The following is a 23,562-nucleotide window of genomic DNA, read 5'->3' as shown; positions in this document are numbered from 1 at the left end:
ATCATCACCTCTCTTCGCCGTCAAAATGTGCATTATCCTCTGAATCACCTAAACCATTACTGACAAGCACAAGGGTAATATTATCATCACCGCCAGCTTCCAACGCCTCATTAACAAGCCGTTGTGCCTTGCTTTCCAGAAGCCCGTCCCCATTAACAACGGCAAGTAATTGGTCAGGGCTTACAAGACTGCTTAGGCCATCGCTGCATAAAAGTAAAATATCGCCTTGATTCCAAGACAAGTCCCTTACATCCACTTCAATTGTTGCTTCTGTCCCTAGAGCTCGAGTCAAAACATTGCGTCTAGGGTGATTTCCTGCTTCCTCACGGGTGATTTGGCCGCTTTTAACCAATTCATTCACAAGAGAATGATCCTCTGTAATCTGCTCGATGCCTTGAACATTTATTTGATAGGCGCGGCTGTCCCCTATGTGCCCAACTACAACTGAGCTGTCGTCCGCCAATACCGCTACAACGGTAGTCCCCATACCATGATAGCTTTCTCGCTCGGCGGCGAAAGCGAAAATCTTCTCGTTCGCAAGCTCTACCGCCGATTTCAAGAGGGTTTTCCGTTCCTCGACAGTCGGACTTTGTGGAATTGCTTGCAATTCCGAATAAATAACATCAACCGCAATTTGGCTCGCGATGTCTCCGGCCTGATGGCCGCCCATTCCATCTGCAACTATGGCCAATACGAAGCCGTTCAAATTCTCCTGCACAACCGCTCGGTCCTCATTGACCATTCGGACTTTTCCGATATCCGTTTGACTGGCCGTTTTGATCATGGTTCTCCTCACCTCGCACCTGACTCCATATGCTTTGCACGCAGCTGCCCACAGGCTGCCGCTATATCGCTTCCCTGTTCTCTTCGTATCGTCGCATTAACTTTGTTACGCTCCAATATACGCTGGAATGTAAAAATATCGTCCCTGGGTGTCCTTACATAGTCGCGCTCGGATACGTAGTTTACCGGAATTAAATTGACGTGAGCCATTGGAAAGGATTTAAGCACTTGCCCCAGTTCTTCTGCATGCTCGGGACGGTCATTAACCCCACCCATCAAAGCATATTCAAACGTAATTCTTCGACCGGTTTTGGCCACATAATATTGACAAGCTTCAATTAAATCAGCAAAAGGAAACCGTCGGTTGACCGGCATCAGCTTAGAACGCAGCGTATCATTAGGTGCATGAATAGAGATTGCCAAATTAATCTGTGTTTGCTCATCGGCGAATCTGTATATGTTCGGTACAATACCGCTTGTAGAAACGGTTATGTGGCGTTGACCGATATTCAGACCTTTAGGATGAATCATAACCTTCAGAAAAGCCATCATGGCGTCATAATTTTCAAACGGCTCGCCGATCCCCATAATAACGATGCTGCTAACGCGTTCATTAGACGCATCCAACAGCTGCTGGGCTTTAACCACCTGTGCAATAATTTCACCTGAAGTTAAATTTCGCTTTAGTCCGGTCAATGTAGACGCACAAAAGGTGCAGCCGATTCGGCAGCCTACCTGTGTGGTTACACAGACGCTGTTACCATAGCTATGCTTCATGATGACAGTCTCAATGGCGTTTTTGTCAGACAGCTCGAACAAAAACTTCACCGTACCATCCTTTGATTCATATTTAGCAACTTCTTCCAAGGTGACGAAATCAAAATGCTGCGCTAGTTTATCTCGAAGAGTTTTGGGCAGATTCGTCATCTCTTCGAAGCTTGATATTCTTTTCACATACAGCCAGTCAAAAATTTGTCCGGCACGGAAGCCTGACTCATTATTATCTTTGACCCATTCCTGCCATTGCTCCAAAGTCAGATCGTATACATAAGGTTTATCAGGCTTATACATTTTTTGTTTTGTCAATTCCATTATTTATCACAACCCGCTTTATCAATTGGAGTACAGTAATAAATCTACGAAATGTCGTTTATCACTGCACATAGATTAGATTTTACCATATCTCTTTTATTTACGCTCGTTTACGCAGCTTGGCTATAAAGAAGCCGTCGGAATGATATTCATATGGATAGATTTGCAGCGGCTGAGGCTGGTCCCATTCGAATTCAGGATGTGCCTTCAGAAACTGTTTAACCATGCCCTCGTTCTCGTTATATTCCAGTGTACATGTGCTGTATACAAGCACACCTCCTGGACGGAGCAGCGAATGAATATGTTCCAGAAGCTCGTGTTGAATTACACAGATTCCTTCTATTTCCTGTTCACTTTTGTTCCATTTCATATCAGGCTTACGCCGGATTACACCAAGCCCTGAGCAAGGAGCATCCAGCAGGATGCGGTCAAAGCTTTGCTCGGCAAATTGCTCCCGCAGCTTGCGTGCATCAGTGACAACCGTATGCACCGAGCTAAGACCCAGCCGCTCTGCTTGCTCTTGAACGAGCTTCTCTTTATGTTCATGAATATCGCAAGCCCATAGCTCGCCGCGATCTCCCATTTTCTCAGCTATATGTGTCGTTTTACCACCGGGCGCTGCGCAGCAATCCAATATTTTTTCTCCTGGCTGAGGATCAAGACTGAGCGCAACCAGCATCGAGCTCTCATCCTGGATAGAAAATAATCCATCCGCATACCAGGATGTCAAGGCCATGTTGCCGCCCCCTCTGACGATAACGCCATCGGGTGCCAATTCAGATGCTTCTGCCTCAAGACCCGCTTGCTGCAGAAGCTCAATCAGCTTACTGCGGCTCTGCTTCAGCGTGTTGACCCGTATACTGACTCGAGGCGGAACATTATTAGCTTCGCAAATTTGTTCCGTCCGGACTTCACCCAGCTGGCTTATCCAGCGACGTACAAGCCATTCCGGATGGGAATGGGTCAAAGCGATCCGCTCTGCAGGCGGCAGGTCAGCTGGAAGCTGCAAGCTGTCCTTTTGTCTGATGATGTTGCGCAGCACTCCATTAACCATCCCTGAGATCCCTTGATGCCCTTTGCGCTTGGCCATATTGACAGCTTCATTAACGACAGCGTGATCAGGAATGCGATCCAGGTAATAAATTTGATAGAAGCTGAGTCTTAGCAAGCTGCGAACCCATGGTTCAAGCTTTGCCATTCCTTTTGCAACAAACCGTCCTAAAAAATAATCAATCGTATTCAATCTCTGGATTGTGCCATATACGATTTCGGTAGTTAAACCGACATCCGGTTTATCCAAATTATATTTGAGTAAAACTTGATGCAGCAGCAAATTACTGTAAGAACGATCCTGCTCAATCCTAAGCAGCACATCCAGTGCAGCTTCTCTCGCGCCGCCTTTTAGCTTGCTTCCATTTGAACTGGCCGGGTTACCTCCGCCACTGCGCTTATCTGCTGCTTTCGGGTTAGAACTATGGCCGCTTTGACGACCTTTGCCTGCATTCATGGCGTCGCTTTTTCTTTTCTTCGCAGGCTGTTTGGTCACTGTGTTCGAATCACCAGATCTTCCGTTAGCACTGCCGCCTTGTTTGTTTTCCTTTATGTTGTCTTTTCCGATGCCGTTATTCAACTTGTATGGCCTCCTGCTCTCTTTCCCCGATTCCGGTTACAGTTATTTATTTAACCGAGAACCGTTCCAGGCGTCAATTGGCCGCCCCGTGCAAACTGCCCGGCGTCCATCGCCTTCTTACCGGCAGGCTGGAGCTCTGTAATGGTCAGCAGCCCTTCTCCCGTTTCTACCTGTACGCCTGCTTCGCTCACAGCAACGACAGTACCGGCAGCCCGCCTCGCTTGTCCGGCAGATGCATCCATGGAACCCGGCTTTGCGCAGGACCAAATTTTTAATACATCTCCGTTCCATATTGTATAGGCACCTGGACGCGGATTTAAGCCACGCACCTTGTTCCATATGGATAACGCCGGCTGATTCCAATCAATTAGCTCCTGCTCACGGCTTATATTCGGTGAATAAACCGCCTCCGCATCATTCTGTGCTGCTGCTTGTACATCGCCTGCCAGAAGCTCCGGCAGCGTATCCTTTAACAGCTGAGCTCCTGCGATGCTAAGCTTATCAAACATAGAGCCCGTTGTGTCCGTATCCTCAATGGGAACCTCCACACGGCTAATCATGTCTCCAGTATCTAATCCTTCTGCCATGTACATGATAGTCACACCCGTCACCGCATCACCGTTCATGACAGCATAGTGGATAGGTGCGCCTCCACGGTACTGAGGCAGTAAGGAGGCATGAATATTAATGCAGCCCAGCTTCGGAATGTCCAGCACGGCCTTGGACAATATTTGCCCGTATGCTGCAGTCACAATCAAATCAGGCTCCAGCGCTCTCAATGCCTCAACCGACTCAGGACGGCGCAGCCGCTCCGGCTGGAGCACGGGAATACCGCGCTGCTCTGCAGCCGCTTTAACCGGTGTAGGAGTCAAAACCCGCTTGCGTCCGACAGGTCGGTCTGGTTGAGTTACAACCCCGACCACCTGCACTCCGCTTTCCAGCAAAACAAGTAAAGAAGGCACGGCAAATTCCGGTGTGCCCATAAAAACTACTCTCATGCTTCACCGCCCTTAGGATCAACCCGGTATACCTTATCTGCCAGGTCTGTATACAGCACCCCGTTCAAATGGTCCACTTCATGCAAAATGCATCGTGCCAGCAGCTCCGTACCCTCTACGACGATTTCATTACCGTCACGGTCGAGTCCTTTCACAACTACCCGAAGCGCACGGCGAACATCACCGTTCATACCAGGAATGCTCAAGCAGCCTTCAGGACCAAACTGCTCACCTTCGGTTTCGATGACTTCAGGATTAATCAACTCGATCAATCCCTTCTCATCCCCAACATCCATTACAATAACACGTTTCAGAATGCCGATCTGTGGCGCAGCCAAGCCTACACCTTCCGCATCATACATCGTATCGGCCATATCATTCAGAAGCTTATGGATGTTTGAATTAATTTTGGTTACAGGCTTGCACTTCTCACGCAAAACTGGATCGGGATCTTTTACAATAATTTTAATAGCCATTTATTAACACACCTTTCTTTAGAGACGAAGTTCAATAAAATAAATTGTTATGAATAGAACAAATAATAGATTCCCATAAAAAGAGTTAAGCTTTACATTAATACCTGCGGATCAACATCGATACTAATCGTCAGCTTATGCTGTCTCTCCACATCTTCAAACGATGCGACAGCTTGCTGTACAAGACCCGAAATGGAAGCTTCACCCCGATATTTTATCATGCATTGGAACCGATATCTATCCTTGATGCGGGCAATTGGCGATGCCACAGGGCCCAAAATTTCTATCGGGAGCGGAGCCAGTGCCTGGGCAAGCTCCTTCAGCCTTGCTGCCAACGCTTCTGCCGTCCTCATAAGCAACGGTATTTGTTCATGCGATAAAGTGATCAATATAAGCCGATGAAATGGCGGATATTCGTGGAATTTACGAAGCGTCATTTCTTTATCCTTAAAACTGTTGTAGTCATGTCTGCTGGCGCTAATAATGCTGTAATGCTCCGGGGCATACGTCTGTACATATACTTCTCCTGGCAGCTCATGCCGTCCAGCCCTTCCTGCTACCTGCGTAAGCAATTGGAATGTCCGTTCTGCAGCACGAAAATCGGGCAGGTTAAGCACCGTGTCAGCCGCTAATGCTCCCACCAATGTAACATGGGGGAAATCAAGTCCCTTAGCTACCATTTGTGTACCTAACAGAAGATCAGCCTGACGATTCCCGAACATGGTCAACCATTTCTCATGGGAACCCTTCTCGGTTGTTGTATCTACATCCATACGGATTACCCGGATTCCGGGGAACAGCTTGCTCAATTCTTCCTCCACCCGCTGTGTTCCTGTGCCAAAGTGACGGATATGCTCGCTGGTACAGCTTGGACAAACGGTCACCTCACGTTCAGCATAACCACAATAGTGGCAGCGTATGGCGCGCGAGCTTTGGTGATAGGTTAAGGAAATATCACAATGGGGACACTGTGCAACATATCCGCATGTGCGGCACATCACAAAGGTTGAATAACCGCGGCGGTTCAGCAGCAAAACTATCTGCTCTTTCTTGTGTAACCGTTCTTCGATCGCTTTATACAAGGAACGGCTGAACATCGAGCGGTTTCCCTCCCGAAGCTCTTCTCTCATATCAATGATATGCACACGAGGAAGGGGACGCCCCTCAACGCGATTATTCATGGTGAGCAGCTCGAATGGAGCTGCCTGCTGTTGAATAGTGCCACTTCCTGCAGCTTGGGAGGTTGTTGCAGCTGTAATAGAACCTCTAGCTGCCGAATCGGATTTGGCGGCTGCAGTATAGCTTTTACCCGCTGCCGTCGACATTTGCTCCAAAGCTCTATCCGTATTCTTTCGCATCGTCCCATACATACTTTCAAGCGATGGTGTAGCCGAGCCTAGCACTACTACAGCCTGATGCTGTCCAGCACGAGCAACGGCTACATCGCGTGCGTGATATTTGGGGCTCTCCTCTTGTTTGTAAGAGGATTCATGTTCCTCATCTATGATAATCAACCCGATTCGGGTAAAGGGGGCAAAGATAGCCGAACGCGCACCAATTACAACGCTCACCTGCTTGAGCATTATTTTGCGCCATTCATCGTATCGCTCACCAGGAGATAGTCGGCTGTGTAATACAGCTACCAAATTGCCGAAACGGCCTTTAAACCTCTCAACCATTTGCGGCGTCAAGGATATTTCAGGAACCAGCACGATTGCCTCGCGGCCTTGATCCAGACAGGTTTGAATCGACTGCAGGTATACCTCCGTCTTACCGCTTCCAGTCACTCCCTGCAGCAAAAATACTTGATGCCTGACATCCAGAACAGCCTGTGAAATTCGATCGAATACTTGCTGCTGCTCCGGCATTAACGGCAGTGGTTCCGTTCTGCGAAAGTAACGCTCCGCATAGGGATCACGGAACACTTCAACCTCTTGTATATCCAGCCAGCCTTTATCCGCCAATCCTTTGACTGTGCTCGCGCTTATGCTAAGCTCATTTAATAGCTCACTAAGCTTAATCGGGTATGGCCGTTCCGCAAAGTATTGAAGCACTTCCTTTTGCTTGGCCGATCTTCCCGGCAGCTGCTCCGCCCATTCCAATAGCTGCGAAGGCTCCTCATGGGGAATAACCGTCAATATCTTTTTGGTAGCCATCCGGTCTTTGATCAGCTGAACCTCAATTAAAGCACCCTCCAGCATCAGCTGCTTTACGGAACCACCGTCTGAAGCGAACTTTTGCAGTAAGGTTTCGATTTCTACCGATCCCTTTTCACGGACATAGCTAATGATTTCATCCTGCACCGGCAGCAACATCGAATGTTGACCTATGGTGTGCTTTTCATCATTGTGCTTACCAGCCATAGTATCCGAAATTTTCACATGCCGTTCGTATTTCGCCTTTAAGGCACCAGGTATCATCGCCTGCAGTGCCGTAATTTCGTGGCATAAGTACGTGCTGCTTATCCAACTGGCTAACTCAACCAGATCAGGTGTTAAGGGCGGGTACAAATCCATTACTTCAGCAATCGGCTTCACTCTGGCCGGGTCGTAGTCCACATGATCCTGCAATCCGACAACGAACCCTTGCAGCTTCCTTGGGCCAAAAGGAACGCCTACCCGGCTGCCAACCATAACCCATTCTCGCAATTTCTCCGGTATAAAATAGTCAAACGCGCGGTTTGTTTGTTTTGCAGGGACATCCACAATGACTTTTGCATACATCATTAGTTCGTCCCTTCTCCCTTCGTAGTCCGTTCAGCAATGAGCGTTAACAGTTCTCGTGCTACACCCTGTTTAGTCATGATAGGCAGCGATTTTACCAAGCCATTCTTATCGTACAATCGGACGACATTCGTATCTGTTCCGAAGCCTGCGCCTTCCTGCGTAACATCGTTGGCTACAAGCAGATCACAATTTTTCTTCAACAGCTTGCCCATCGCATATTCGTCGATACGTTCAGTTTCGGCTGCAAATCCTACTAAGTATTGATGCTTTTTCATCCTGCCAATGGTTTGTAAAATATCCTCATTCTTGACCAAAGTAAGGGTCATTTCTTGTTCATTTTTTTTAATTTTTTGCATTGCTCGCTCCGCAGGCCGATAATCGGCTACAGCTGCAGCTTTAATTACAATATCGGAATCAGGGAATCTTTCCACAACTGCCTCCAGCATGTTCTGCGCAGATTCAACATGGATTACCTTCACACCTTCGGGAACCGGCAAAGAAGCCTTTCCTGTTACAAGTGTTACCTCCGCTCCCATACTTCGTGCGGCTTCCGCAATCGCATACCCCATTTTACCAGACGAATCATTCGTTAAATAGCGGACAGGGTCAATTCGTTCAACCGTTCCACCTGCGGTAACCAATACTTTTTTGCCGCGCAGCTGCCCTTTCTCCATAAAAAAGCGGTGAATCGCTTCTACAATCTGCTCCGGTTCCTCAAGCCTTCCCTTGCCAACATATCCGCAAGCCAATTGTCCGGTTCCCGGCTCCACAAATAACACCCCGCGTCGGGCCAAAGTTTCCATATTGGCCTGGACTGCGGGATGGGCGTACATATGAACATTCATCGCCGGAGCAACAAGTACTGGAGCTGTTGTTGCCAAGAGGGTTGTGCTTAACATATCATCGGCCAAACCATGCGCCATTTTGCCAATAATATTGGCCGTAGCCGGAGCTACTACTACAAGGTCCGCACGATCCGCCAGATCAATATGCGATACAACGGCAGCATCCTTTTCATCGAATGTATCCACAATCACATCGTGCCGAGATAGTGTTTGAAAGGTTAGAGGTGCTATAAAACGGGTGGCGGATTCGGTCATGATGACGCGCACATCAGCCCCTGCTTGAGCCAATTTACTACAAATTGCAGCTGCCTTATAAGCAGCAATTCCCCCGCTAACGCCAAGAACGATAGTTTTATTTCGAAGCATTCCCTTTTCGCCCCCAATTGTCGAGAAAAAAATAACAACCACAAGGGTTGTTGGTAGAACAGCTTACTTTACGATTTCTTTGGTAGGAAGCTTCTCGTAAGAGATATGCTCCTCATAAATCTCTTCCAATGCAAGTCCTACATTCTTGTACGAAGCTCTGTTACGAACCTCCGTTTTTGCTCCATCACGCAGCAGTCTTGCACGCTTTGCCGCGGCAACAACCAACGAATATTTGCTATCCACTTTATCTAACAGCTTGTCAATTGAAGGGTATAACATTTATTTCACCTCTGCCATCCATTGTTTTATTTTACTTACGACTTTGTCCTTGCGGCAATGCTCAGCTACTATAATCGATTGGATACTTGAGCAAGCATGCTCAACATGATCGTTAACAATAGCATAATCGTAATGCTCCATCATGCGAATTTCATCCATGGCTACTGACATCCGGCTACGGATCGCTTCTTGCGATTCCGTTCCCCGCCCAATGATACGGCTTTCTAACTCATCCATTGACGGAGGCAACAAAAATATAAAGACACCTTCCGGAAACGACTTCTTTACTTTCAGAGCGCCTTGAACCTCAATCTCCAGAATAATATCCTTGCCGGAGTTTAGAGTATCCTCAACAAACTTACGAGGTGTGCCGTAATAATTACCAACATATTCAGCCCATTCCAAAACTTGATTATCTTGGATCAACTGCTGAAATTGTTCCCTTGTCTTAAAGAAATAATTCACGCCATCCACTTCACCCTCACGAGGAGCACGTGTCGTAGCTGAAACCGAGTAGATTAAATCAGGTGCACATTCCCGAAGTGCTTTACAAACCGTACCTTTACCAACTCCGGAAGGTCCTGATAATACAATCAAAATTCCCTTGTCACTACTCGTCATGATCATCGTCCTTATTGGAAAGTCGATGCGCCACCGTCTCAGGCTGTACCGCAGATAAAATCACATGGTCGCTATCGGTTATAATCACTGCTCGGGTGCGGCGTCCATAAGTCGCGTCAATCAACATGTGACGGTCGCGTGCTTCTTGTATGATCCTCTTGATCGGCGCCGATTCCGGACTAACGATAGAAATGATCCGATTTGCGGATACAATATTACCGAAACCGATATTAATAAGTTTGATAGCCATCTATTTTCCTCCCACAGGCTTTGCTACAACAAAGCCGCCTCGTAAGCATTCATTAGCTTTCATTAGCCTTCTATTCGATATTCTGAATCTGCTCTCTCATCTTCTCCAGCTCGGCCTTCATTTCCACGACAAGTGCTGTGAGACCGGCATGGTTAGCTTTAGATCCGATTGTGTTCACTTCCCTGTTCATTTCCTGTACAAGAAAGTCTAATTTTCTCCCAACCGGCTCCGTAGAGTCCAGCAGCTGTTTGAATTGCTGAAGATGACTTTGCAGACGGGTTATCTCTTCATCCACATTGGCCCGTTCAGCAAATACCGCAACCTCTGTAGCTAAACGCGCCTCATCAATAACGGTTTGCTGCAGCAGCTCCTGTATGCGTAAACGCAACTTAGCTGTGTAATCCAGCACGGCTTGAGGAGCCAGTCGTTTGATTTGCTCAAGGAAGGATTCCGTAGCTTCAATCCGCTGCAGAGTGTCCGCATATAAATGGCTACCTTCCGTTTCACGCATATGAAGAAGCTGTGTAACCGCTACGCCTACGCACTCTTTAAGCGCAAACTCAATTTCCTCTTCCGTAACTTCGACCGTTTCCTTAATGGAAATCAAATCAGGGATACGCAAGTAGTCCTTCACTTCCATCACTTCATGCAGGCCAAATTTGTCCTTCAGCTGCTCAGCCGCCGAGCGGTAAGCTTCCGCTAAAGTCCAATTCAACTCTGCCGTTTGATTCGCTGCAGAACTGCGTTCTATCGTTACGAACAGATCTGCGCGTCCTCGTTTGATCCGCTCCAGAATGGTGCGTTTAAGTAAATCCTCATACTTTAACCATTCGCGGGGCATCCTTACAATGACTTCACAATAGCGATGATTGACCGATTTCAGGTCCATTTGCACGCTATAGCCAGCAAAGGCGCGGTTTGCTTGTCCGAATCCGGTCATACTGCGAATCATCGCATTTTCACATCCATTATCCTATATTAATTCATTTTGCTAGTGGGTACAAGTGGAAATAGCTCTCCCCGATTTCTCCCATACATAATTTGTCAGCTGGACGGTCATCTCATAGGAAAGAAAAGGTGTCATGAGATAGATTCCGTTAAAATACTTCATTGCTGTATCCAGAAGCTCCTTAGCGATCTGCACACCCATTGCCCGGCCTTCTTCACCCTTCAAGCCGCTCATACGCTGGCGCACCTCATCGGAGAGCTGGATACCCGGTACTTCATTATGCAAATATTCCGCATTGCCTCCGCTAGCCAGCGGCATAATGCCGATAAAAATAGGAATACTCAAATGTTTCGTCGCCTCGTAAATTTTCTCAATCAACTGAGCATCATATACCGGCTGCGTCATAATATAGTCCGTACCGGCTTCTATCTTCCGTTCCAGTCTTTGCACGGCTTTATCCAGATGCTTGACGTTAGGGTTGAACGCAGCGCCTACAATAAAGTTCGCTTGTTTCTTGAGCGGCTTGCCGGAGAAAGCTACCCCTTGATTCAGCTGCTTGATCATACGGATAATCTCAAAAGAGGTCAAATCATAGACAGAGCTCGAACCCGGCAAATCGCCAAATCGCGCTGGATCTCCGGTTACAGCGAGCACATGATCAATTCCAAGAGCATGCAATCCCATCATATGCGATTGAGTCCCAATCAAATTGCGATCACGGCAAGCAATATGAATCAATGGGCGTAATCCTGTCTGCTCTTTTACCAAATAACCGAGAGCCAAATTGCTCATTCGAGTTACAGCCAATGAATTGTCTGCCATGGTCAAAGCGTCGACTTTAGCTTCTTTAAGCGCGTGTGCGCCCTTCATAAATTTCTCAATATCCAAATCGCGTGGCGGATCCAGCTCCACAATAACCGTATGGCGCTGCTTCACCAAATCTATGATATTAGGCTCAACCGCTGCATTCGTTATTTCATCAACCGCTTTTGCCACCGATTCACGTTGAGGCAGCTCAACTATCCCTGTTGACTGCGTCTCATTAACCAAAGCTGTCGGATCCGGTGTATACATAGCAATCGCCTTCGACATTGCAGCAATATGCTCAGGCGTAGTTCCGCAGCATCCGCCAATGATACGCGCTCCCAGATCAGCGAATTTCAGTGCCGTTTCCGCAAAATATTCCGGCGTTGCCGCATAGGTAAAGCGACCATCGACATAATCGGGTATACCTGCATTAGGGAAAATAGAATAAGGCAATACGTCGCCTGCTGCAGCTACTTTTTCAAGTGAACGTAAAAGGCCGTTAGGACCGCTTCGGCAGTTAAAGCCAACAACATCAGCACCATTCTGCTTCAGTTTGGCAAAAGCATCATGCAGCGTAACGCCATCTTGTGTCGTCCCCGTTCCTTCCGTAGCGAATTGGCATATAACCGGTAATGAACTGAGTTTGCGTATTATTTTTAGAGCGAGCAGCAGCTCCTCAAGATCATAGAATGATTCCAATAACAGCCCGTCCACTTGTGTGTCCAATAAAATCTCAATTTGTTGACGCAAATCTTCTTTTATTTTCACAGTCCGAAAATTTTTGCGCATTCCTGCACGAATGGAACCGATTGCTCCCACGACATAAGCATCGCTGCCTACTGCTTTACGAGCCAAGTCAACGCCCGCGCGGTTAATAGCCTCAACATCCTCTTCGAGTCCGTACTTGGACAGCTTCTCGCGGTTGGCGGAGAATGTATTTGTTTCAATTAATCTTGCGCCCGCCTCATAATAACGTTTATGAACATCCGCTATTACATCCGGCTTTAACAAATTTAATTCCTCATAAGATATACCTACAGGAAATCCCATCTGATACAAGTATGTCCCCATGGCCCCATCACCAATAATAATTTGCTGGCGGAGCGCTTCCCTCAAATCAAGCTTCATCCTCTACCGTCCTGCCTTCCCTTTTCATTTACACCACAAGGTTAAACGACTGTTCATTAGCAATAGCTGGTGAAACAAGCCAGCTTTGCAACGAGCGCGTTTTATTGGTCAAGAATACCCGTATACACCTGCTCGGCAGGCCCGGTCATATATACATGGTTGTCAGCCTCGCTCCATTCGATAAACAAATCTCCACCCTTTAATGAAACGGTGGCTATTCTATCGGACAACCCATTCAACACAGATGATACCAAAGTAGCGCAAGCGCCCGTCCCACATGCCAAGGTTGGTCCTGCTCCACGTTCCCACACCCGCATATCCATAGCGTCGCGTGATTTGACTGTCGCAAATTCAACATTCACTCGTCTCGGAAACAGCGGATGAACTTCAAGCTTCGGTCCCCACACTGCAAGATCGATTGCCGCTGCGTCCTCTACATAAATGACACAATGCGGATTCCCCATCGAGATAGCGGTAAAGTGAAATACTCGTCCATCCACTTCAATAGGATAGTTCAGCACTTGCTCCTGATCGATAGTAGTAGGCACCAGCTTTCCTTGAAGCACGGGCTCTCCCATATCAACACGAACGGCAGTTACTTTGCCATGCGATACAGTAAGCTGAACCTGCTGTGCGCCCGCTCCCAACGTCTCGATAGATAGCTCGGTTCGAGAGGAATCAATAAGATCATGCTCATATATATATTTAGCGACGCAGCGTACCGCATTGCCACATTGTTCGGATTCCGATCCGTCTGAATTAATAATACGCATTTGGTAATCTGCTTTATCTGAAGGCAATATATAGACTAAACCATCAGCTCCGATGCCAAAAAAACGGCTGCATAATTGAACGGCGAGCTCGCTTGAGTTCGACGGCAGCTCGCTTTCGCCCGCAACGACGATAAAATCATTACCTAACCCATGCATTTTTGTAAAATTCATGATCTCTCCCGCTTTCAATCTTTCTAGAGTTCCTTTTGTTTAGCCACTATCATAACGCAAAACGAATAGCATGCATAGTTTTTCCGCAAAATTTTAACCGATATTCCCGGAAAATGCAAAAAGCCCGCGCTCGTGGGTCTTATTCCCTGGCACAGGCTGTTGTTGATTATCTGGTTATAGGTTTTGCGTTACCGTAATGAATAGGCTTGCGTTTGGCAGGCTTGCTCATGACACTGCCGATACCCATCAGGAACGTTGGAATTCCAGCAAACACAAGCACGATAATCCAATCCTGCCAGCCGAGCGGAACCGTTTTGAAAATCGGCTGCAACTGTTTGATGTACAGCACAGCAAGCATGAGCAGCAATGAGGAAATGACTGCTAATACTAAATAACCATTTTGCAGCGGATTACGATGAAAAATCGAACGGGAACTGCGGCAATCAAACACATGAATCAGCTGTGCCATTACTAATGTAGCAAAAGCAACGGTTTGTGCATGAACCAATGTGACTGAGTCGCCATTGGGTCCCTGGTACAGGACAATCAAGAAAGCCGCAAGCGTGCACAGACCGATTAATATACCCCGGCTAATAATTTTCCAGCCCAGACGGCGGGCAAATATGTTTTCACGTGCCCCTCGCGGCTTCTGCTGCATCAAATCCTTCTCAGCTTGATCGACGCCAAGAGCCATGGCGGGAAGACCATCGGTCACCAGGTTAACCCATAAGATTTGGATTGGGATAAGCGGCAGCGGCAGCCCGGCCATCATGGCCAGAAACATAGTCATAATTTCGCCAACGTTGGAAGCAAGCAGATAGCGTATAAATTTACGAATATTTTCGTATATGCCGCGCCCTTCTTCTATGGCTGCAACAATGCTCGCAAAGTTATCATCGCTAAGCACAAGAGCTGCCGCTTCCTTGGTTACGTCTGTTCCGCTGATGCCCATCGCGATGCCGATATCAGCCGCCTTAATGGCCGGCGCGTCATTCACGCCATCGCCTGTCATTGCAACTACGTGGCCCTTGCGCTGCAGCGACTTCACGATCCGCAGCTTATGCTCCGGTGAAACCCTTGCGTATACATAAGCATCCTCGACGCGATCGTCCAGCTCATCATCGCTCAGCTGATTCAGCTGCTGTCCATTTAATGCCAACCCGCCGCTTGGTGGCAAAATACCGAGCTGCTTCGCAATCGCTTCTGCCGTTCCCTGATGATCTCCTGTTATCATCACCGTTTTGATGCCAGCCTTGCGGCATTTGGAGATAGCATCCCGCACTTCTTTGCGGGGAGGATCGATCATCCCTGTTAATCCAATGAAGACAAGCCCCTGTTCAACGTCATCCTCATCCGTAAAGCTGTCGGTTACCTTCAGATCGCGATATGCGAGACCCAACACCCGAAGTGCATTTTTGGCCATGCCTTCATTTGCAGCAAGCACCTTTTGCTTCAACGTCGTGGTGAACGGAATCACCTTATCGTCCCATAGGACGTAACTGCATTTATGCAGCAGCAAATCAGGCGCTCCTTTGGTACAAACCATCCGGCCGCTTTGATGCTCAACCAGTACAGTCATCCGCTTCCGTTCCGAATCGAACGGAAATTCGCCTATCCGGCTGTACTGCCCACCAAGCAGTTGTTGAGTAGCTCCCGCTTTGGCTCCAAGTACAACCAGTGCCCCTTCGGTTGGGTCCCCTTTGATGTTCCAACTGACTGAAGGCTCCTCGGATGCCTGCTTCTTGCGTTTGGCCTCCCCCTTTTCTTCAACCAGTACGGCGTTGTTACAAAGCACTGATACTTGCAGCATCCGGTTCAGCATCAGATTGTTGTGGATGTCCACTTGGCTGCCGCTGCTTAGAATATCACCGCGAGGGTCATATCCATCGCCGGTAACCTCCAATACATTGCCTCCAAGCCACAGATGGGTTACTGTCATTTTATTTTGTGTCAATGTGCCAGTCTTGTCGGAGCAGATAACCGATGCACAGCCGAGAGTTTCAACGGAGGGCAGTTTGCGCACGATTGCTTTTCGCTGAATCATCCGCTGTACACCCAAAGCAAGCGCAATAGTGACAATGGCCGGTAATCCTTCCGGAATAGCTGCAACAGCTAAGCTGACTCCAGCCAGGAACATACCGTAAGGCTCCTGTCCGTGGACGATACCTGCTATTACGACAACTACAGTTAAGGCTAGCGCAACAATAATTAATATTTTCCCCAGCTGCTCTAAGCGATGCTGGAGCGGTGTTTCCATGGACTCTGTGCTCTGGATTAAGTCAGCTATTTTACCCATTTCCGTATTCATGCCGGTGCGGACTACGATGCCTCTGGCAGTACCCCGCGTAATCATAGTGCCCATAAAACCGAGATTTCTTTGGTCGCCGAGTGGCACTTCCTCACTGTGAAGCACATCCGTATGCTTATTGACAGGCACGGATTCTCCCGTTAAAGCAGATTCCTCCGCATAAAGACTGTTCGCGTCAATAAATCGAATGTCTGCCGGAATCCGGTCCCCGCTCTCCAGGAGAACGATATCCCCAGGTACTAGATCCCTTGCAGGAATTTGATATAGCGTACCCTCTCTCATTACCTTCGCATGCGGAGCGGACAATTCCTTTAATGCACGAAGTGAGCGCTCCGCCCGGAATTCCTGAACGAAGCCAAGAATCCCATTCATAATAATTATGGCGATAATCGTCACCGCATCCAAATATTCACCCAGCAGCCCTGAAATGAGTGTAGCGCCCATCAGCACCAGCACCATAAAATCTTTAAACTGATTCAAAAATAAAGCGATCGGCGATATTTTTGCCCCTTCGGATAATTCATTGCGACCATGCTCGTCCATACGCTTCTGCGCTTCTTCTGACGACAGCCCTTTTGACGGATGAATTTGCTGCGATTGCAAAATCTCCTCCGCCGTCATCTGATACCACTTTTTCTGACTCATCTGCTCATTCCCTCCCAAAAGGATCAAACAACCTCTAGAAATAAATGTATTCAGACAAGCTAAAAAATAGCACAATAGAAGGAATGGGATCGCAGACTTAAGTTTTTGCCGAAAATATGGCATGATAGAGTATATCTTCTTAAGCCCTCATATAAACTAGAATTTGAATGGAGTTGGAACCAACATGTCGTTTGACGGTCTAGTCGTCCACAGCCTCGTGCAGGAACTGCAGGCCTGCGTGGGCGGCCGAATTAATAAAGTGCATATGCCATCAGGCAATGATATTGTATTGCAGCTTCGCGCTCAAGGTAGCAATGTAAAGCTGCTCCTGTCCGCGAATCCCACATACCCTCGTGTTCATGTAACTGAACAAACCTTTACTAACCCTATGGAAGCTCCGATGTTCTGCATGCTGCTTCGAAAGCATTGTGATGGCGGCGTCATCGAAAGCATCACTCAACCGGGGCTGGAGCGGGTCATCCGACTTCAAGTACGTCAACGTGACGAAATTGGTGATGTCAGCAGCAAAGTCATCATTATTGAAATTATGGGACGGCATAGTAACATTATTCTGGTTGATCCCGCAACAGATACCATTATTGACGGCATTCATCATGTAACGCCAGCGATCAGCAGCTATCGGATTGTCATGCCAGGAAGCAGGTATACCACCCCACCTGAGCAGTACAAAAACCATCCGTTTCTTGTGGATAAGGAGCGCTTCATCACTCTGCTCACGCAACCGCCAGCAGAGGCTCCGCAAGAAGATGATGTTTTAAAAAGCTTGAATAGCCTTGGCAAACCGGCACCACAAACGATCAATGAAGAAACATGGGAACAGCGTCTTGTTGCCCGATTCAGCGGCCTCAGTCCGCTCGTAGCCAAAGAGCTTGTATATCGCACGCAGTATCCTTTAACAGTGGCAAACACTCCCGAAGCCAACGCGGCGCTCTTGTGGGAGCCATTCCATGAGCTTATGGAAAATCTCAAGCAAACCAGCGGAGAGCCTCACATTTGCGAGCAGCCTGATACAGCGAAGCAAGCTTTCTCGATAGTAGAGCTAACTCACCTGCATGGTGAGATCAGGCGGTATTCTTCTGTGAGTGAATGCTTGGAAGCCTTTTATGGAGACAAGGCCGAACGGGATACCGTCAAGCAGCGGGTATCCGATTTATTGAAATTTCTGCAAAATGAGCGCAACAAAAATGCTAAAAAAATGGAGAAGCTTCAAGAAACCTTGGAGGAAGGCCAGGATGCGGATAAATTTAGAATTATCGGAGAGCTGCTGACCTCCTCTATGCATCTGGTCCAGAAGGGTGATAAACAGATCGAAGTTATCAACTATTACGATGAGGAGCAGCGCCCAATCTTTATTACTCTGGATCCGTTACTCACACCTTCGGACAATGCGCAGCGTTATTTCAAAAAATATACTAAAAGTAAAAACAGTCTAATTGCGGTAAAAGAACAGCTTCTACAAACCCAAGAAGAAATTCTTTATTTGGACAGCCTGCTCCAGCAGCTTGGCACCGCTTCGCTCAGCGATATTGAGGAAATTCGTGAAGAACTGGTCGAGCAAGGATATATTCGCGACCGCAGCAAAAAAACACGTAAAAAGAAAGCCAATCAGAAACCGCTGCTATCCTGCTTTACTTCTAGCGAAGGAATTCCCATTTATGTTGGGAAAAACAATACGCAAAACGAGTATTTAACAAACCGGCTGGCCCAATCCGCAGATACTTGGCTGCACACGAAGGATATTCCCGGCTCACATGTAGTCATCCGCAGCGTACAATTCGGTGAGGCAACTCTCCATGAAGCGGCACAATTGGCCGCGTATTACAGCCAAGCGAAGTCATCAAGTCTTGTGCCTGTGGATGTAACAATGATCAAGCATGTCCGCAAACCGAGCGGCGCCAAGCCTGGATTTGTCATTTACGATCACCAGAAGACATTATTCGTAACACCGAATACTGAAGAAATCAAACAAATGCCTGTAAGCATCAAATAACAGACAGTAAGACAGGCAAGAAAAATGTCTTAAACCGTCCTTGGTATACGATCTACGTTTTGTTCGCTTTGGAGAGATGGGTGTTGGATTACGGCCGCTGTTGAAGTCGTGTTCCTTTGAATGGATGGCTTGCAGCGGGAGGAACACGATGTTCAAAGGTAGGTTGCATACCGAGTAGTTACCGGAGGTGACGACCAGGACGAACGCTATCGCTCCTCCACCCCACATAACCCTGAGCAACCCGGCAGTACTGCATCAACGGAAGTGAAGGGTAATCCGGAAGTAATTGTTCCTCTATCACCTAAAAAGTCCAAAAATCAGAGTGATACAGGAACAGCTAGTTCCGTTATTGCTCTGATTTTGTGCATAATGCTCCTATTTGCCCAACATAACGGAATTCCGGTTTCCGCTATCGCCTTAGATTGAGGCAGGCTGATGGAATAGCGGAACTCTTTGCTCCGTTCAAATCCTCCAGGATCATCGAAGCGCAGCTTCTCCGCCATCCATATAAAAATCCCCCTGGATCAAGAGGTGCATTAAAGATCTTTAGCTCTAACGTAATGCAGCTCTAATCTAGCTCTAATCTAAGCAAGGCAGGCAGGTTACTCGTTCTTCATTCCTTGGAAAAGCTTTCTGATCCTCTTTCATTGAAGATACATATCAATCTCTTAAAGGCAGCTTGTCTTGCGAGATAAATAGCGTGCCCTCGGCAAACTTATATTTAGAAAGGGTATCCTAAAAAAAGGCGCTTCAACCGCGGTTCCCCTGCGAGTTGAAGTGCCTTTTTTCTACATTCGAGTTGTTTCATCAAATTGGACAATAATTAAACTAAGCTATCCACTTCAGCATTTATTCTCCAGATAAGTTGCTTTCCTTCAAGATAACGTCATGAGCGCCACCCTCAATAATGCTTGTCGCTGAAACAATTGTTATGCGGGCTTTGCGCTGAAGCTCTTCAATCGTTTTCGCACCGCAGTTGCACATTGTCGATTTGATTTTGCTGTTTGTTTTATCCAAATTTTCTTGTAACCCTCCCGCATAAGGTACGTATGAATCAACACCTTCTTCAAAAACAAGACCTTGCTTGCCTCCGGTATCATAACGCTGCCAATTTCTCGCCCGGTTAGAACCCTCTCCCCAAAACTCCTTAACAAAATTGTTGCCTACCTTCAATTTGCGGGTCGGGCTTTCATCAAAACGGGCGAAATATCGGCCCATCATAACAAAATCAGCACCCATTGCTAACGCAAGCGTTATATGATAATCGTGAACAATTCCACCATCTGAACATATGGGTATATATATTCCCGTTTCTTCAAAATACTTGTTTCTAGCTTCAACAACCTCAATAAGTGCTGATGCCTGGCCTCGGCCTATTCCTTTTTGCTCCCTCGTAATACAGATAGAACCGCCGCCTACACCCACCTTGATAAAGTCCGCACCCGATTCAACCAAGTACAGAAATCCTTCACGATCCACGATATTGCCGGCTCCGATTTTTACATTAAAGTTAGATTTTACATACTGTAAAGTATCACGCTGCCATTCGCTAAACCCGTCAGAGGAATCGATTACAAGGACATCAACTCCCGCTTCTACTAATGCAGGCACTCTTTCTTCATAATCCTTCGTATTAATGCCGGCTCCCACGATATAGCTTTTGTTAATATCAAGCAATTCTTGAGGATTTTCTTTATGGGCGTCATAATCTTTGCGGAAAACCAGAAAATCGAGGTTCTGCTGACTGTCCACAATCGGTAAACAATTCAGCTTATGCTCCCAGATCAAATCATTGGCCTCAGGTAATGAAATACCCGAGTTCCCGTAAATTAGAGAAGAGAACGGAGTCATAAATTCATGAACTGGCTTATCTAGTGAATCGCGGCTAATTCTATAATCCCTGCTCGTTACGATACCTACAAGCTTCCCCTTTGGCGTTCCATCATCCGTAACCGCAACGGTAGAATGACCGGTTTCTTCCTTCAAGTCAAGCACATCTTTAAGAGTATGAGATGGGGTCAGATTGGAGCGGCTCACTACAAACCCGGCCTTATAACTTTTGGCTTTTCGCACCATTGCCGCCTGTTCTTCAATCGGCTGGGATCCGAAAATAAAGGCAATCCCCCCGCTCCGCGCCAAAGCAACGGCCATATTGTGGTCTGAGACCGACTGCATCACAGCTGATGCAAACGGGATATTCAAAGAAATATCCGGCTCTTCCCCTCGTTTAAATTTTACAATCGGCGTCTTCAGATCAACATTCGCAGGTGTACAATCCTTCGTTGATAAGTTAGGAAGCAGCAAAAACTCACTGAATGTCCGCGATGGTTCCATGTAGTAATAGGCCATTTTTCAATTATCCCCCTTCTGAATTTTGCGAAGCACAACTACCTGTTAAGCATGAGTATAATTTTTCAAAAGAAACTTACTGCTGACATTGCTTGGATGTGGGTAAATTTTTACAATCATAACATACAGCCCAAAATGTATCAATCCTATGTTGACGTAAAGGAAAACTTACTTAATAATGGTCATAGCAACCCATATGGAGGTAGTATCATGAGAGCAAGTATTGAGGAATTAATTGACCTATTCGACAAATATACCGATGAACAGATTGCTGATTTATCCGATTTTTCTTATGAAAACCGTACGATGTCCCGCGATGAAACCATTATCATCGTCTCCACGATTAGAGCCTCACGTGTAGCAAGAGGATATATCAACGGAGGCCGAACACGAATTACCGACAAAGACAACCAATTAGAGAGCCAATAGAGAACCAATTTGAGCAGGTTTTAGCTTGATCCTAAAATTATGACAGCAAAAAAGCTTCCAGAACGTCTTTATCGTCCTGGAAGCTTTAAGCGATGCTTGATATAGATAGATTTAGTTCTCCTACCCATTCCTCACACAAGTAATTATTTATTTCCCCATGATTTCGTAAGCTTCTGCAAATAGGCCTTCAGCGCATCCTGTAAATCCTCCCGCTGCAACGCTATTTCGATGCTCGCCTGTATGTAACCGAGCTTATCTCCAACATCGTAGCGCTTGCCCTGGATTGGGTAAGCAATCATCTGCTGCTCAGCATTAAGTATACGGAGAGCATCCGTCAATTGAATTTCTCCACCGCGCCCCGGTTCACAGTTCTCCAATATGCCAAAAATTTCAGGAGCAATTATATATCTGCCAATAACAGCCAAGTTGGATGGAGCTAGTCCTCGCTCTGGCTTTTCAACTAAATCTTCTACATATTGATACCCTTCTCCACATACACCAGGCGAAACAATACCATACTTATCGACATCCTCCCAAGGGACCTCTTGCACGGCTATAACCGATGTTTCCGTTTGCTCGTAGACATTGATCATCTGCTTTAGGAACGGAGGACTCGACTGAATAATATCGTCACCCAATAGAACCGCGAACGGTTCATTTCCGATAAATTTGCGTGCGCATAGCACTGCGTGACCAAGCCCCAGGGGTTGTTTCTGGCGAATATAGTGAACATCTGCAAGATTGGAGACTGATTTTACCAGCTCCAGCAGCTCAAGGCTACCTTTTTCTTCAAGTATCATTTCCAGCTCAACCGATTTATCGAAATGATCCTCAATCGCACGCTTATTGCGGCCAGTTACGATCATGATGTCTTCTATGCCAGCTGCGATTGCTTCTTCGACAATATATTGTATCGCAGGTGTATCAACAATGGGCAGCATTTCTTTGGGCTGTGCTTTTGTAGCAGGAAGGAAACGCGTTCCTAAGCCTGCCGCAGGGATAATCGCTTTACGTATCTTCATATTTAAGCCTCCTCGGTATTGTCGCTTGGCATTTGCTTGGTTGTCGTCCGCTTCGCCTCTGCCAGTTGCTTCACTACCGACATTTCAACTTTGCGCGCTCCAACCGGAGCGTGAAACACAACACCGCCGCGCTCTCCATGAAAATCAGAGCCGCCCGTCATAATAAGCCCAAGCTGCTCGGCAATGGATTGATAATGCTTCTCCTGCTCTGGAGAATGATCAGAGTGATATACCTCCAATCCCACCAAGCCGACGTCTGCAAGCTGAGGGATCAGCTCATCCAGATCGTACAGCCCAGGATGGGCCAGAACGGGCACACCCCCTGCTTCCAGTATCCACTCGACAGCGGTAAAAGGGTCTATGCGCGGCGGATTGACGTAAGCTGCCGCTCCATTACCCAAATAGCGTTCGAAGGCCTCCGCTATCGAGCTCACATACCCCTTCTTCAGCAGCGCATCCGCAATATGCGGCCTGCCTATCGTTTCATCTGCCTTCTTGGACGTTTCCAGAGAGGCCCATACATCTTCCATCGTGACCTGCAAGCCAAGCTCATTCAGACGTTCAATCATCATCACGTTGCGCTGCTCACGGACGTCTCGGAGCGAGGTTAACCGGCTCAGAAACAGTGTATTTGTATGGTCAATCCAATACCCAAGTACGTGAATATCTTGCCCCTCAAATACAGTGCTGATTTCAACGCCGGGAATAACAGTAATTCCGCTTTGACTACCTGCTTCCAACGCTTCGTCAATCCCTGCGACCGTGTCATGATCGGTAATGGCAATTCCCGCCAGACACGCTTTCACGGCAAGCCGGATATTTTCCGAGGATGGCTGTGTCCCGTCTGAAGCCGATGTATGTGTATGTAAATCTGCATAAAGCATTGCGTATCCTCCTAAAATTA

20 protein-coding genes are annotated in these 23,562 nt (G+C 47.2%); 2 read left to right on the top strand and 18 right to left on the bottom strand.

The genetic code is table 11. The features are described 5' to 3' along the window. Positions 1-4: 4 nt before the first annotated feature. The 14 genes from ACFQ0C_RS26965 to ACFQ0C_RS26900 all read right to left on the bottom strand — a co-directional run bounded on the left by ACFQ0C_RS26965 (position 5) and on the right by ACFQ0C_RS26900 (position 16,847). On the bottom strand, positions 5-784 hold the full coding sequence (locus ACFQ0C_RS26965) for a Stp1/IreP family PP2C-type Ser/Thr phosphatase (RefSeq protein ID WP_379371230.1): 780 nt from the start codon (positions 782-784) through the stop codon (positions 5-7). Between the two features lie 8 nt (positions 785-792). After that, a complete protein-coding gene (rlmN, locus tag ACFQ0C_RS26960; protein WP_258215198.1) occupies positions 793-1,875 on the bottom strand; it encodes a dual-specificity RNA methyltransferase RlmN in 1,083 nt (360 codons plus the stop codon). Between the two features lie 100 nt (positions 1,876-1,975). Next, positions 1,976-3,382, bottom strand: coding sequence for a 16S rRNA (cytosine(967)-C(5))-methyltransferase RsmB (gene rsmB, locus ACFQ0C_RS26955; protein WP_379371322.1), 1,407 nt, complete (start codon positions 3,380-3,382; stop codon positions 1,976-1,978). 173 nt (positions 3,383-3,555) lie between these two features. Further along, positions 3,556-4,503 carry a methionyl-tRNA formyltransferase gene (gene fmt, locus ACFQ0C_RS26950; RefSeq protein WP_379371227.1) on the bottom strand — a complete coding sequence of 316 codons (948 nt, stop codon included), beginning with the start codon at positions 4,501-4,503 and terminating at the stop codon, positions 3,556-3,558. After that, a complete protein-coding gene (def, locus tag ACFQ0C_RS26945; protein ID WP_258215196.1) occupies positions 4,500-4,979 on the bottom strand; it encodes a peptide deformylase in 480 nt (159 codons plus the stop codon). Before def ends, fmt begins: the two co-directional genes overlap by 4 nt. Positions 4,980-5,071: 92 nt before the next feature. Continuing rightward, entirely contained in the window at positions 5,072-7,702 is a 2,631-nt protein-coding gene (gene priA, locus ACFQ0C_RS26940; protein ID WP_379371320.1) for a primosomal protein N', read from the bottom strand. A gap of 2 nt (positions 7,703-7,704) precedes the next feature. Then, complete coding sequence (gene coaBC, locus ACFQ0C_RS26935; RefSeq protein WP_379371225.1) at positions 7,705-8,916, bottom strand: bifunctional phosphopantothenoylcysteine decarboxylase/phosphopantothenate--cysteine ligase CoaBC; 1,212 nt, start codon at positions 8,914-8,916, stop codon at positions 7,705-7,707. Between the two features lie 63 nt (positions 8,917-8,979). Beyond that, positions 8,980-9,195, bottom strand: coding sequence for a DNA-directed RNA polymerase subunit omega (rpoZ, locus tag ACFQ0C_RS26930; protein WP_258215194.1), 216 nt, complete (start codon positions 9,193-9,195; stop codon positions 8,980-8,982). Continuing rightward, positions 9,196-9,816 (bottom strand): guanylate kinase, encoded by a 621-nt coding sequence (gene gmk / locus ACFQ0C_RS26925; RefSeq protein ID WP_258215193.1) that lies wholly within the window; start codon positions 9,814-9,816, stop codon positions 9,196-9,198. It lies immediately after the preceding gene. Then, entirely contained in the window at positions 9,806-10,066 is a 261-nt protein-coding gene (remA, locus tag ACFQ0C_RS26920; RefSeq protein WP_009672664.1) for an extracellular matrix/biofilm regulator RemA, read from the bottom strand. Before remA ends, gmk begins: the two co-directional genes overlap by 11 nt. Before the next feature lie 70 nt (positions 10,067-10,136). Next, the gene (locus ACFQ0C_RS26915) at positions 10,137-11,018 is read right to left on the bottom strand and encodes a YicC/YloC family endoribonuclease (RefSeq protein WP_379371222.1); all 882 of its coding nucleotides are present in this window, start codon (positions 11,016-11,018) and stop codon (positions 10,137-10,139) included. 39 nt (positions 11,019-11,057) lie between these two features. Continuing rightward, a complete protein-coding gene (locus ACFQ0C_RS26910; RefSeq protein WP_379371220.1) occupies positions 11,058-12,950 on the bottom strand; it encodes a bifunctional homocysteine S-methyltransferase/methylenetetrahydrofolate reductase in 1,893 nt (630 codons plus the stop codon). Positions 12,951-13,051: 101 nt separating this feature from the next. Continuing rightward, positions 13,052-13,894, bottom strand: a complete 843-nt coding sequence (gene dapF / locus ACFQ0C_RS26905; protein WP_379371217.1) for a diaminopimelate epimerase — start codon at positions 13,892-13,894, stop codon at positions 13,052-13,054. A gap of 166 nt (positions 13,895-14,060) precedes the next feature. After that, positions 14,061-16,847, bottom strand: coding sequence for a calcium-translocating P-type ATPase, SERCA-type (locus tag ACFQ0C_RS26900; protein ID WP_379371215.1), 2,787 nt, complete (start codon positions 16,845-16,847; stop codon positions 14,061-14,063). Positions 16,848-17,031: 184 nt separating this feature from the next. On the opposite strand from ACFQ0C_RS26900, the gene ACFQ0C_RS26895 reads away from it, so the two are divergent. After that, the gene (locus ACFQ0C_RS26895; RefSeq protein ID WP_379371213.1) at positions 17,032-18,858 is read left to right on the top strand and encodes an Rqc2 family fibronectin-binding protein; all 1,827 of its coding nucleotides are present in this window, start codon (positions 17,032-17,034) and stop codon (positions 18,856-18,858) included. Positions 18,859-19,175: 317 nt separating this feature from the next. Here ACFQ0C_RS26895 and ACFQ0C_RS26890 read toward each other — a convergent pair whose 3' ends face one another. Further along, positions 19,176-19,361 carry a hypothetical protein gene (locus ACFQ0C_RS26890; RefSeq protein ID WP_379371211.1) on the bottom strand — a complete coding sequence of 62 codons (186 nt, stop codon included), beginning with the start codon at positions 19,359-19,361 and terminating at the stop codon, positions 19,176-19,178. Between the two features lie 346 nt (positions 19,362-19,707). After that, positions 19,708-21,207 carry an IMP dehydrogenase gene (locus ACFQ0C_RS26885; RefSeq protein ID WP_258215186.1) on the bottom strand — a complete coding sequence of 500 codons (1,500 nt, stop codon included), beginning with the start codon at positions 21,205-21,207 and terminating at the stop codon, positions 19,708-19,710. A gap of 210 nt (positions 21,208-21,417) precedes the next feature. On the opposite strand from ACFQ0C_RS26885, the gene ACFQ0C_RS26880 reads away from it, so the two are divergent. Beyond that, positions 21,418-21,636 carry a hypothetical protein gene (locus tag ACFQ0C_RS26880; protein ID WP_379371209.1) on the top strand — a complete coding sequence of 73 codons (219 nt, stop codon included), beginning with the start codon at positions 21,418-21,420 and terminating at the stop codon, positions 21,634-21,636. Positions 21,637-21,779: 143 nt separating this feature from the next. Here ACFQ0C_RS26880 and galU read toward each other — a convergent pair whose 3' ends face one another. Together galU and ACFQ0C_RS26870 are read right to left on the bottom strand one after the other, a co-directional pair. Next, positions 21,780-22,658 carry a UTP--glucose-1-phosphate uridylyltransferase GalU gene (gene galU / locus ACFQ0C_RS26875; protein WP_379371207.1) on the bottom strand — a complete coding sequence of 293 codons (879 nt, stop codon included), beginning with the start codon at positions 22,656-22,658 and terminating at the stop codon, positions 21,780-21,782. A 2-nt stretch (positions 22,659-22,660) separates the two neighbouring features. Continuing rightward, on the bottom strand, positions 22,661-23,542 hold the full coding sequence (locus tag ACFQ0C_RS26870; protein ID WP_379371205.1) for a PHP domain-containing protein: 882 nt from the start codon (positions 23,540-23,542) through the stop codon (positions 22,661-22,663). Between the last annotated feature and the right edge of the window lie 20 nt (positions 23,543-23,562).

Source organism: Paenibacillus sp. GCM10027630, assembly GCF_042676305.1.
Lineage (GTDB): Bacteria > Bacillota > Bacilli > Paenibacillales > NBRC-103111 > Paenibacillus_S.
Note: the sequence above shows the minus strand (reverse complement) of the source record. Positions and strands in the feature narration are given on the sequence as shown.

Bases quoted from the DNA above. Each gene is read 5' to 3' on its own strand.
- ACFQ0C_RS26885 (WP_258215186.1), bottom strand. From the start codon at position 21,207: ATGGCCTATTACTACATGGAACCATCGCGGACATTCAGTGAGTTTTTG.
- coaBC (WP_379371225.1), bottom strand. From the start codon at position 8,916: ATGCTTCGAAATAAAACTATCGTTCTTGGCGTTAGCGGGGGAATTGCT.
- remA (WP_009672664.1), bottom strand. From the start codon at position 10,066: ATGGCTATCAAACTTATTAATATCGGTTTCGGTAATATTGTATCCGCA.
- ACFQ0C_RS26910 (WP_379371220.1), bottom strand. From the start codon at position 12,950: ATGAAGCTTGATTTGAGGGAAGCGCTCCGCCAGCAAATTATTATTGGT.
- ACFQ0C_RS26890 (WP_379371211.1), bottom strand. From the start codon at position 19,361: ATGGCGGAGAAGCTGCGCTTCGATGATCCTGGAGGATTTGAACGGAGC.
- dapF (WP_379371217.1), bottom strand. From the start codon at position 13,894: ATGAATTTTACAAAAATGCATGGGTTAGGTAATGATTTTATCGTCGTT.
- ACFQ0C_RS26895 (WP_379371213.1), top strand. From the start codon at position 17,032: ATGTCGTTTGACGGTCTAGTCGTCCACAGCCTCGTGCAGGAACTGCAG.
- rpoZ (WP_258215194.1), bottom strand. From the start codon at position 9,195: ATGTTATACCCTTCAATTGACAAGCTGTTAGATAAAGTGGATAGCAAA.
- ACFQ0C_RS26900 (WP_379371215.1), bottom strand. From the start codon at position 16,847: ATGAGTCAGAAAAAGTGGTATCAGATGACGGCGGAGGAGATTTTGCAA.
- gmk (WP_258215193.1), bottom strand. From the start codon at position 9,816: ATGACGAGTAGTGACAAGGGAATTTTGATTGTATTATCAGGACCTTCC.
- galU (WP_379371207.1), bottom strand. From the start codon at position 22,658: ATGAAGATACGTAAAGCGATTATCCCTGCGGCAGGCTTAGGAACGCGT.
- def (WP_258215196.1), bottom strand. From the start codon at position 4,979: ATGGCTATTAAAATTATTGTAAAAGATCCCGATCCAGTTTTGCGTGAG.
- ACFQ0C_RS26915 (WP_379371222.1), bottom strand. From the start codon at position 11,018: ATGATTCGCAGTATGACCGGATTCGGACAAGCAAACCGCGCCTTTGCT.
- priA (WP_379371320.1), bottom strand. From the start codon at position 7,702: ATGTATGCAAAAGTCATTGTGGATGTCCCTGCAAAACAAACAAACCGC.
- ACFQ0C_RS26870 (WP_379371205.1), bottom strand. From the start codon at position 23,542: ATGCTTTATGCAGATTTACATACACATACATCGGCTTCAGACGGGACA.
- rsmB (WP_379371322.1), bottom strand. From the start codon at position 3,382: ATGAATGCAGGCAAAGGTCGTCAAAGCGGCCATAGTTCTAACCCGAAA.
- ACFQ0C_RS26880 (WP_379371209.1), top strand. From the start codon at position 21,418: ATGAGAGCAAGTATTGAGGAATTAATTGACCTATTCGACAAATATACC.
- fmt (WP_379371227.1), bottom strand. From the start codon at position 4,503: ATGAGAGTAGTTTTTATGGGCACACCGGAATTTGCCGTGCCTTCTTTA.
- rlmN (WP_258215198.1), bottom strand. From the start codon at position 1,875: ATGGAATTGACAAAACAAAAAATGTATAAGCCTGATAAACCTTATGTA.
- ACFQ0C_RS26965 (WP_379371230.1), bottom strand. From the start codon at position 784: ATGATCAAAACGGCCAGTCAAACGGATATCGGAAAAGTCCGAATGGTC.